Here is an 8,695-nt window from a genome sequence, read left to right as displayed (position 1 = left end):
GCCAGGGGCAGTCGGTCCGCCGCCTCACCCGCGTCACCCGCCGGGGCCCGCCCGCCGTCCGCCGGGCCCGCCACCACCGGAGCGCCACCGCCGCGGCCAGCCCCGTGACGAGCCCGGGGACGCCTCCGACCAGCACCCACCCGGCACCTGCCACCGCGACCGGGGGCGCCCACCGCCGCGCTCTCTCCCGCACCGGGGCCCACGCCCCGCCGTCCCGCGCCCGTACGCCCGTCATCAGCGCGGCGAGCCTGCGCCGTGTCCTCCGGTCGCGCCGCGCGGCCGCCCAGCGCCGGGCCAGCAACCCGGCCCCGGCCAGCACCCCCAGGAACACCCCCAGCCTGTGGACGACCTCGCCGCTCATGACACCGCCCCCCGCACGATCCGCCCGGCCCACCACACGCCAGCCGCCTCCAGCACCCCGCCCGTCACCAGGCAGCCCAGCCCCAGCCCGGTGTGCAGCAGGACGTGCAGCGGGCGGGCGCCCAGGGCCGTGCCGAGCAGCAGGCCGAGCACCGGGAGCCCGGCGAGCATCAGCGTCGTCGACCGGGCACCCGCCAACTGGGCTCTCAGGTCGGCGCGTTGATCGCGCTCGGCACGCAACGCCCCTTCCAGGCGGTCGAGTCCGGTGGCGAGCCCCGCCCCCTGGTCCACGGCCACCCGCCAGCACGCGGCCAGGCCCCGCAGCCCTTCCGCCCCCGGATGCCGCGCCGCCCCGGCCAGCGCGCCCGGGACGTCACCGCCGAACCGGGCCGCCGCGAGCACCGCGGGCCGCGCCTCCCCGAGACCGCCGGTGTCCCGCGCGGCACGCGCCAGGGCCTCCCCCGGCTGCCGTCCGCCCCGCACCTCACCGGCGAGCGCCCCGCACAGGGCGATCACCGCGTCCCGCCGCTCCTCCCGCACCCCGCGCGCCTGCCTGGCGAGCCGGGCCCGGCGCAGCAACGGCACCCCGGCCGCGCCCGCGAGGACCGGCACCACCGAGGCGCCCGCCACCGCGAGCATCAGTCCCGCGGCAAGCGCCCACCACTCGGGGCGCAGCCGCTGCCGGGCCCGCCGCAGCCCCGCCGCCATCTCCCGCCAGGTGACCGGACCGCCTCCGGCCGCTCCCCCGCCCGCGAGCAGCAGCCGGGCCCGCCGGGCACCGGAGTCGCGCTCGGCCAGCAGCCAGGCCGCCGCTCCCGCGCAGAACACGGCCGCGCCGGTGAGCGTCACCGTTCCCCCTCCTCGTCCGGGCCGGGGCCGGCATCTGCGCCGCGCAGCAGGCGGCTCAGCCGTGCCCAGCCCCGCTCGCGGACGAACGCCTCGTCGCCCCAGGTCAGCGCCGGGACCGTGCGCACCAGGCCGGACGCGTCCCGCTCCAGGACGCGCACCTCGGCGATCCGGCGGCGGCCCGTGCGGTCCCGTACGAGGTGCAGGACCACCGAGAGGGCGGCCGCCAACTGGCTGTGCAGCGCGGCCCGGTCGAGCCCGGCCGCCGTGCCGAGCGCCTCCAGGCGGGCCGGTACGTCGGCGGCCGTGTTCGCGTGCAGGGTGCCGCAGCCGCTGTGCCCGGTGTTCAGCGCGGCGAGCAGATGGGCCGCCTCGGGCCCGCGCACCTCGCCGACGACCAGCCGGTCGGGGCGCATCCGCAGGGCCTGCCGGACCAGGTCCTGGAGGGTGACGAGCCCCGCGCCCTCCTGGTTGGCCGGGCGGGTCTCCAGCCGGACGACGTGCGGGTGGTCGGGCCGCAGCTCCGCCGCCTCCTCGGCGAGGACGATCCGCTCGCCCGGCCCGGCCAGCCCGAGCAGGGCGCTCAGCAGGGTCGTCTTCCCCGAGCCGGTGCCGCCGCTGACCAGGAACGACAGCCGGGCGTCCAGGAGCGCCCGCAGCAGGGCGTCCCCGCCGGGCGGCACGGTGCCCGCCGCGACCAGCTCGCCGAGGGTGAACGCCCGCGGCCGCACCACCCGCAGGGCCAGGCAGGCGCAGTCGACGGCGACCGGGGGCAGGACCGCGTGCAGCCGGGTCCCGTCCGGCAGCCGCGCGTCGACCCAGGGGCGCGCGTCGTCGAGCCGTCGGCCGGCCACCGCGGCGAGCCGCTGCGCGAGGCGCCGTACGGCCGCCGCGTCCGGGAAGGCCACCGCGGTGAGTTCCAGGCCGCGGCCCCGGTCCACCCAGACCCGGTCGGGCGCGGAGACCAGGACGTCGGTGACCGACGGGTCGGCGAGCAGCGGCTCCAGCGGTCCGCTGCCGATCAGCTCGGAGCGCAACTGCCGTGCCGCTCCGAGGACTTCGGCGTCGCCCAGGACCCGTCCCTGGTGCCGCAGCGCCTGCGCCACGCGCGCGGGGGTGGGTTCGGCACCGCTCTCGACCAGCCACCGCCGCACCCCGTCCAGCAGCCCGGACGGCACCTCGGCGCCGACGGGGATCCGCTCCGGCCGCGCGTGCGCTCCCACGGCGCGGTTCACGCCGTCCCCGCCTCGGTCAGCGCCCGCTCCCAGAACCGCTTGCAGAAGCGCGCCAGCGGCCCGCGCCCGGTCGCCCCGGGCGGTGTCCTGCCGTCCCCCGGGCGCAGCAGCCCCGATTCGACGGGCACCTCACCGGCCAGCGGCAGCCCGAGCAGGCGGGCCACCTCGCGGTCGTCCAGGCCGGGCGCGTAGGGGCCGCGCACGGCGACCCGCAGGTCGCGCACGACCATGCCGACGACCGAGGCGATGCGGCCCGCCGCCGCGATCGCGCGCAGTTCGGCCGGGACCACGAGGAGCCCGAGGTCGAGCTGGGCGAGGGTCTCGGCGACCCCGTCGTCGAGGCGGCGGGGCAGGTCGACGACGACCGTGCCGCCCCGTCTGCGGGCCGCGGCCAGCACCGCGCGGACGGCCTGCGGCGGGACCAGGACGCAGTCGCCGCGGTCCCAGCTGAGCACCCGCAGCGAGTGGAGGCGGGGCAGCGACTCCTCCAGGGCGCCGCCGCCGACCCGGCCCCGGGAGGCGGCGAAGGCGGGCCAGCGCAGTCCGTCGGCGGTCTCGCCGCCCAGGAGGACGTCGAGTCCGCCGCCGAGCGGATCGGCGTCCACGAGCAAGGTGCGCAGCCCTTCCCGCGCGGAGGTGACGGCGAGGGCGCAGGCGAGGGTGGACGCCCCGGCCCCGCCCCGGCCGCCGATCACCCCGACGGTGAGGGCGGGCCTGCCGACGCCCTCGGCGACGTCGGCGATCCGGTCGATCAGCCACTGTTCGCCGTCGGGCAGCACGAGGACGTGGTCGGCGCCGATCTCGACGGCCCGCCGCCAGACGCCGGGGTCGTCCTGGTCGTGGCCGACCAGCACCACGCCCCTCCTGCGGGCGGCTCCGCGCAGCCGCCGGGCGGCGTCGTCGCCGACGAGCACGAGCGGCGCCGCCTCCCAGCGTCCGGCGGGCTCGGGGACCGTGTGGTGGACCTCGGGCGTCGCCCCGGCCGCCGCGCACAACCGCAGCAGGTCGTCGAGCAGCCGGGCGTCCTCCGTGACGATCAGTGGTCCGGCCTGCCGCCCGGAGGCGGCGGGCGGTGGTTCGTGTGTGACGGGTCCTGACACGGTCTGCGTCCCCCTTCGCTGGGCCGGCCGCGCGGTCCGCGCGGCCACGCCATTCCCAAAGGCCGTACGGAAGCGGAAAGCGGCCCCCCATATGCACGGCCCGTAGAAACGGCCGAACCGGCCCGGGAATCCGGCTCCGGTCATGAAGTCGGTGCGAGCGCGGTGCGTCGGGAATCACGATGCGGGGATCGCGGAAATGATGTGGATCTTGCTCGAAATCTGTGGACGACTCAGGTCCTGTGAATAACTTCATCACCCGTACCGGTGACCGCCGCACCACGGTCCGCATCCCGCTCCACAGGCCCTCGTCACGCCCCGTTCACCTTCCGCAGAGCACCAGGAAAGTCACGGAGAGTGAGGAATCATGGGCGCGAAAAAGGGGCGGCCGCAGCCGCCCCGGACCGGCACCACGGCCGGTGGAAGTCACCGAAAACCCACCCGGACATGCGACGACCCCCGCCGGGGGGGAGAGCGGGGGTCGTCCCCACGGCCGACTCGGGGGGGAGGAGTCGGGCCGGGTTAGCACGGTCGCGAACGATCCGTGACTTCCATGGTGTACCCGAGAGCCTTCTCAGGCAAACCCACGCGCCACACCTTACGCCGAATGGGCTGCGCCTATGCTCGGGGGCGTGGATAACCGGTCCTTGCCTCGCACAGCCGCCTTCTTCGACCTGGACAAGACGGTCATTGCCAAGTCGAGCACGCTCACCTTCAGCAAGTCGTTCTACCAAGGCGGTCTGATCAACCGCAGGGCGGCCTTGCGCACCGCCTACGCGCAGTTCGTGTTCCTCGTCGGGGGTATGGACCACGACCAGATGGAACGCACCCGGAAGTACCTCTCCGGGATGGTGCGCGGATGGAACGTCCGACAGGTCAAGGAGATCGTCGCCGAGACGCTCCACGACCTGATCGACCCGATCATCTACGACGAGGCCGCCTCCCTCATCGAGGAGCACCACACGGCCGGGCGGGACGTCGTCATCGTCTCGACGTCGGGCGCCGAGGTGGTGGAGCCGATCGGCGAACTGCTCGGCGCCGACCGCGTGGTGGCGACCCGCATGGTCGTCGGCGAGGACGGCTGCTTCACCGGGGAGGTGGAGTACTACGCGTACGGCCCGACGAAGGCCGAGGCGGTCAGGGAGCTGGCCGCGTCCGAGGGGTACGACCTGGAGCGGTGCTACGCCTACAGCGACTCGGCGACGGACCTGCCGATGCTGGAGAGCGTCGGCCACCCGCACGCCGTGAACCCGGACCGGTCGCTGCGCCGCGAGGCGCTCGCCCGGGACTGGCCGATTCTCGACTTCCACCGGCCCGTCCGCCTCAAGCAGCGCATCCCGGCGTTCTCCGTGCCGCCCCGCCCGGCGCTGGTCGCGGCCGCCGCGATAGGCGCCGCCGCGGCCACCGCGGGCCTCGTCTGGTACTCGAGCCGCCGCCGCGCGACGGCCCTGTGACCGCCCCCGCGGGCTCCCCCCGCGCCCCCGCCGACCCCCTCCCTCCCCCCGTCCGTTTCGCACCTGATTGAGGGTAAAAGTAAAGAACCGCAGGTGGGGGTTCCGCTCCTCGCGGTCGTGGAGTACAAAGGAGTCAACGGCCCGCGAGACCAAGGCCATCCGAGAGGATCTCCTTCACCGACGCACACGGCCCCACGGACCGCGCATGGACACCGGGCACCCACGCGACGTCGACCCGTCGATTACGGGCCAGCCGCACCAGGGACGGGCCAATGCTCCCGCCCTGATGGGCACCACTTCGAGGACGCTTGGTAACCCGGCCGACATGCCGGCGGCGGTACGAGACCTCGTACCGCCGCAACCCTTTCCAGAGGGCCCCCTCCCGGGGGCCCTTTTCGGTCACCCGGGCACGCGGCCCCGGTGACCGCTACGCGGCGCCGCGCTGGAGCGCCTCGCACACCGCCGTCGACTCGCGCGCGCCCAGCTCGACCGCCCGCGCGCAGTGCCCGATCCACGCGGCCATCCCCTCGGGCGTCCCGGAGACGTACCCGTCGAGCGCCGCCAGATAGGCCGCCCGTCCCAGCTCCGCGTGACCGACCTCGGCCGCGCAGACCGACTTCGGGTCGAGGCCGCTGCCCACCAGGACGACGCGTTCGGCGGTGCGCGCGACCAGGCCGTTGCGGGAGGTGAAGGGGCGCAGCGCGAGCAGTTCGCCGTGCACGATCGCGGCCGTCACCAGGGCGGGCGCGGCGGTTCCGGTGACGACGAGTGCGGCCAGGCCCTCCAGCCGTCCGTGCACCTCGGCCGCTCCCGGCAGGGGCAGTTCGACGAGCGGCTCGTCGACCGCTTCGCCCTCCTGGCGCGGCCGTCCGACGTCGTCGGACGCGCCTGCTGCGGCGACCAGGTGCAGGCGGGCCAGCACCCGCAGGGGCGACTGCCGCCAGATGGACAGCAGTTGACCCGCCTCGGCGGTCAGCCGCAGCGCGGCGCCCACCACGCGCGCGTCGTCGTCACCGCTGAAGTCGGTGCGCCTGCGCACCTCTTCGAGGGCCCAGTCGGCGCCGGAGAGCGCGGCCGACCCGCGCGCGCCGCGCAGCGCCGCCTCGGCGGTGATCTCGGGGCTGCGCCGTCGCATCACCCGGTGTCCGTAGACCCGGTCCACGGCCTTGCGTACGGACTCCACGGACTCGGCCACACCGGGCAGCGAACCCAGGGTCGCGAGCGGATCTGCGGTCGCGCCTGTCGTACTCATGAGTACGACCCTACGCACACCGCGCCCGCGCTCCCCGAAGGAGTGGTGTTCTTCACGAACCGCTGCCACCCACAGCTACCCGACCACTACCCTTGGTGAACATGAAAATTGCTTTCGTCGGGAAGGGCGGCAGCGGCAAGACCACCCTGTCCTCCCTGTTCATCCGCCACCTCGCGGCCACCGGCGCCCCGGTTCTCGCCGTCGACGCGGACATCAACCAGCACCTGGGCCCGGCACTCGGCCTGGACGAGACGGTCGCCGCGGCGCTGCCCGCGATGGGCGAGCGGCTGCCGCTGATCAAGGACTACCTGCGCGGCTCCAACCCGCGCATCGCCTCCGCCGAGACGATGATCAAGACGACCCCGCCGGGCGAGGGCTCGCGGCTGCTGCGGGTCAACGAGAACAACCCCGTCTACGACGCCTGCGCCCGGCCGGTGGAACTCGACGGCGGCGCCGTTCGTCTGATGGTCACGGGCCCCTTCACCGACGCCGACCTGGGGGTGGCCTGCTACCACTCCAAGACGGGAGCGGTGGAGCTGTGCCTGAACCACCTGGTGGACGGCCGTGACGAGTACGCGGTGGTCGACATGACGGCCGGTTCGGACTCCTTCGCCTCCGGCATGTTCACCCGCTTCGACATCACGTTCCTGGTCGCCGAGCCGACCCGCAAGGGCGTCTCCGTCTACCGCCAGTACAAGGAGTACGCCCGGGACTTCGGCGTCACCCTCAAGGTCGTCGGCAACAAGGTGCAGGGCGAGGACGACCTCGACTTCCTGCGCGCCGAGGCCGGCGACGACCTGCTGGTGACGGTCGGGCACTCGGACTGGGTGCGGGCCATGGAGAAGGGCCGCCCGCCCCGCTTCGACGCCCTGGAGGAGGCCAACCGCGCGGCCCTGCGCACCCTCCAGGAGACCGCGGACGCGACGTACGAGCTGCGGGACTGGGAGCGCTACACCCGGCAGACGGTGCACTTCCACCTGAAGAACGCCGAGTCCTGGGGCAACGCGCGCACCGGGGCCGACCTGGCGGCGCAGGTCGACCCCGGGTTCGTGCTCCGTGAGGGCGTCACGGCCGGCGTCTAGGCCCGGCCGCCCCGGCGCTCACTGCTTGACGGCGGGCGCTCCGGGGACGCCCTTCGGGGCGGGCGCCGGGTCGGCCGACAGGAAGGACGCCCAGCCCTGCTTGGGTGCCTGGCCGACCGGGAGGGTCCGCAGCTTCGCCACGGTCTGCGGGTCCTGGGCGTCCAGCCAGTCGGCGAGCTGCCGGAAGGAGACGCAGCGCACGTCGGGCTTGTTGCAGACGTTCTCGACGACCTCCTGGACGGCCTTCATGTAGGTGCCGCCGTTCCAGGACTCGAAGTGGTTGCCGATGACCAGCGGCGCGCGGTTGCCGTCATAGGCGCGCTGGAAGCCCTGGAGGAGGCCGTCGCGCATCTGGTCGCCCCAGTAGGCGTGCTTGTCCGGGTCGCCCTGGGTCTGGGTGCCGGACTGGTTGACCATGAAGTTGTAGTCCATGGTGAGCTGCTCGTAGGAGTGGCCGGGGAACGGCACGAGCTGCATCGACAGGTCCCAGAGGTTCTCCTTCTTCCCCGGCCAGACCTGGTTGTTGACGCCGCTGGTGTCGTAGCGGAAGCCGAGCTGGCTCGCGGCCTTGGTGAAGTTCTTCTGGCCTTCGAGGCAGGGCGTGCGGGCGCCGACGAGTTCCTTGTCGTAGTCGAAGGGCAGCGGGGCCGCCTTCTTCATCCCGGTGTTGGTCTTCCAGGACTTCACGAACCGCTTCGCCTGGGAGATCTCGCTCTTCCACTCGTCCACCGACCACTGGCCCACGCCGCCCTCGGCGCCGCAGAAGTGGCCGTTGAAGTGGGTGCCGATCTCGTTGCCCTCCTGCCAGGCGAGGCGGAGCTGCTTGACGGTGTCGGCGATGCCCTGCTCGTCGTTGAAGCCGATGTCGGAGCGGCCGGGCGAGTGCTGCGGCGGCTTGTACTCGTCGCGCTTGTCCTCCGGCAGCAGGTACACGCCGCTCAGGAAGTAGGTCATCGTCGCGTGGTTGTCCTTGGCGACCTGACGGAAGTGGGAGAACAGCTTCTGGCTGTCCTCCCCGGCGCCGTCCCACGAGAAGACGACGAACTGCGGGGGCTTCTCACCGGGCTTGAGCCGCTCGGCCCTGGGCAGGTGCGGCTGCGCACCGGTGTACGCGGTGGAGCCGTCGCCGATGAGGCGGACCGCGTTCTGCGGGGCCCGGCCCTGCCCGGCCTTCTGCGGACCTGAGGCGCCCGACGTGGTGTCGGAGCCGAGTCCGCAGCCGGCGAGGGACGCCGCGCAGGTCGCGACGATCACGGCGCCGACCGCGATTCTCTGGGTGGCGGCCATCTTCCGCCCACCTTCTTCCTTCTCTGAGGCCAACGCCGACAAGGGCGTTTTCTGGTGATGTGCCGGGTCTGTACCGACAGCG

7 protein-coding genes and 1 pseudogene are annotated in these 8,695 nt (G+C 74.2%); 2 read left to right on the top strand and 6 right to left on the bottom strand.

What is annotated here, in order from left to right; translation table 11 throughout:
• The 4 genes and pseudogenes from GA0115242_RS41175 to ssd all read right to left on the bottom strand — a co-directional run.
• Positions 1 to 361: pseudogene (locus GA0115242_RS41175) on the bottom strand (hypothetical protein); the annotation flags it as partial.
• Positions 358 to 1,209, bottom strand: coding sequence for a type II secretion system F family protein (locus GA0115242_RS39395; RefSeq protein ID WP_256089859.1), 852 nt, complete (start codon positions 1,207 to 1,209; stop codon positions 358 to 360). The pseudogene GA0115242_RS41175 and the gene GA0115242_RS39395, both read right to left, overlap by 4 nt.
• A complete protein-coding gene (locus tag GA0115242_RS39390; RefSeq protein ID WP_093836460.1) occupies positions 1,206 to 2,429 on the bottom strand; it encodes a TadA family conjugal transfer-associated ATPase in 1,224 nt (407 codons plus the stop codon). Before GA0115242_RS39390 ends, GA0115242_RS39395 begins: the two co-directional genes overlap by 4 nt.
• An 8-nt stretch (positions 2,430 to 2,437) precedes the next feature.
• A complete protein-coding gene (ssd, locus tag GA0115242_RS39385; RefSeq protein ID WP_093836452.1) occupies positions 2,438 to 3,541 on the bottom strand; it encodes a septum site-determining protein Ssd in 1,104 nt (367 codons plus the stop codon).
• A 617-nt stretch (positions 3,542 to 4,158) separates the two neighbouring features.
• Here ssd and GA0115242_RS39380 point away from each other — a divergent pair.
• Complete coding sequence (locus GA0115242_RS39380; RefSeq protein ID WP_093836451.1) at positions 4,159 to 4,992, top strand: HAD family hydrolase; 834 nt, start codon at positions 4,159 to 4,161, stop codon at positions 4,990 to 4,992.
• 427 nt (positions 4,993 to 5,419) lie between these two features.
• Here GA0115242_RS39380 and GA0115242_RS39375 read toward each other — a convergent pair whose 3' ends face one another.
• Positions 5,420 to 6,244: a Fic family protein gene (locus GA0115242_RS39375; RefSeq protein WP_093836450.1), complete on the bottom strand. Its 825-nt coding sequence runs from the start codon at positions 6,242 to 6,244 to the stop codon at positions 5,420 to 5,422.
• Between the two features lie 101 nt (positions 6,245 to 6,345).
• Between GA0115242_RS39375 and GA0115242_RS39370 the strand changes: the two genes are divergently transcribed.
• Positions 6,346 to 7,326 (top strand): ATP-binding protein, encoded by a 981-nt coding sequence (locus GA0115242_RS39370; protein WP_093836449.1) that lies wholly within the window; start codon positions 6,346 to 6,348, stop codon positions 7,324 to 7,326.
• Between the two features lie 18 nt (positions 7,327 to 7,344).
• Here GA0115242_RS39370 and GA0115242_RS39365 read toward each other — a convergent pair whose 3' ends face one another.
• Complete coding sequence (locus tag GA0115242_RS39365; RefSeq protein WP_093836448.1) at positions 7,345 to 8,613, bottom strand: hypothetical protein; 1,269 nt, start codon at positions 8,611 to 8,613, stop codon at positions 7,345 to 7,347.
• Between the last annotated feature and the right edge of the window lie 82 nt (positions 8,614 to 8,695).

It is taken from the genome of Streptomyces sp. SolWspMP-5a-2 (assembly GCF_900091845.1).
Classification (GTDB): domain Bacteria; phylum Actinomycetota; class Actinomycetes; order Streptomycetales; family Streptomycetaceae; genus Streptomyces; species Streptomyces doudnae.
This window is presented reverse-complemented; position numbering and strand designations above follow the sequence as displayed.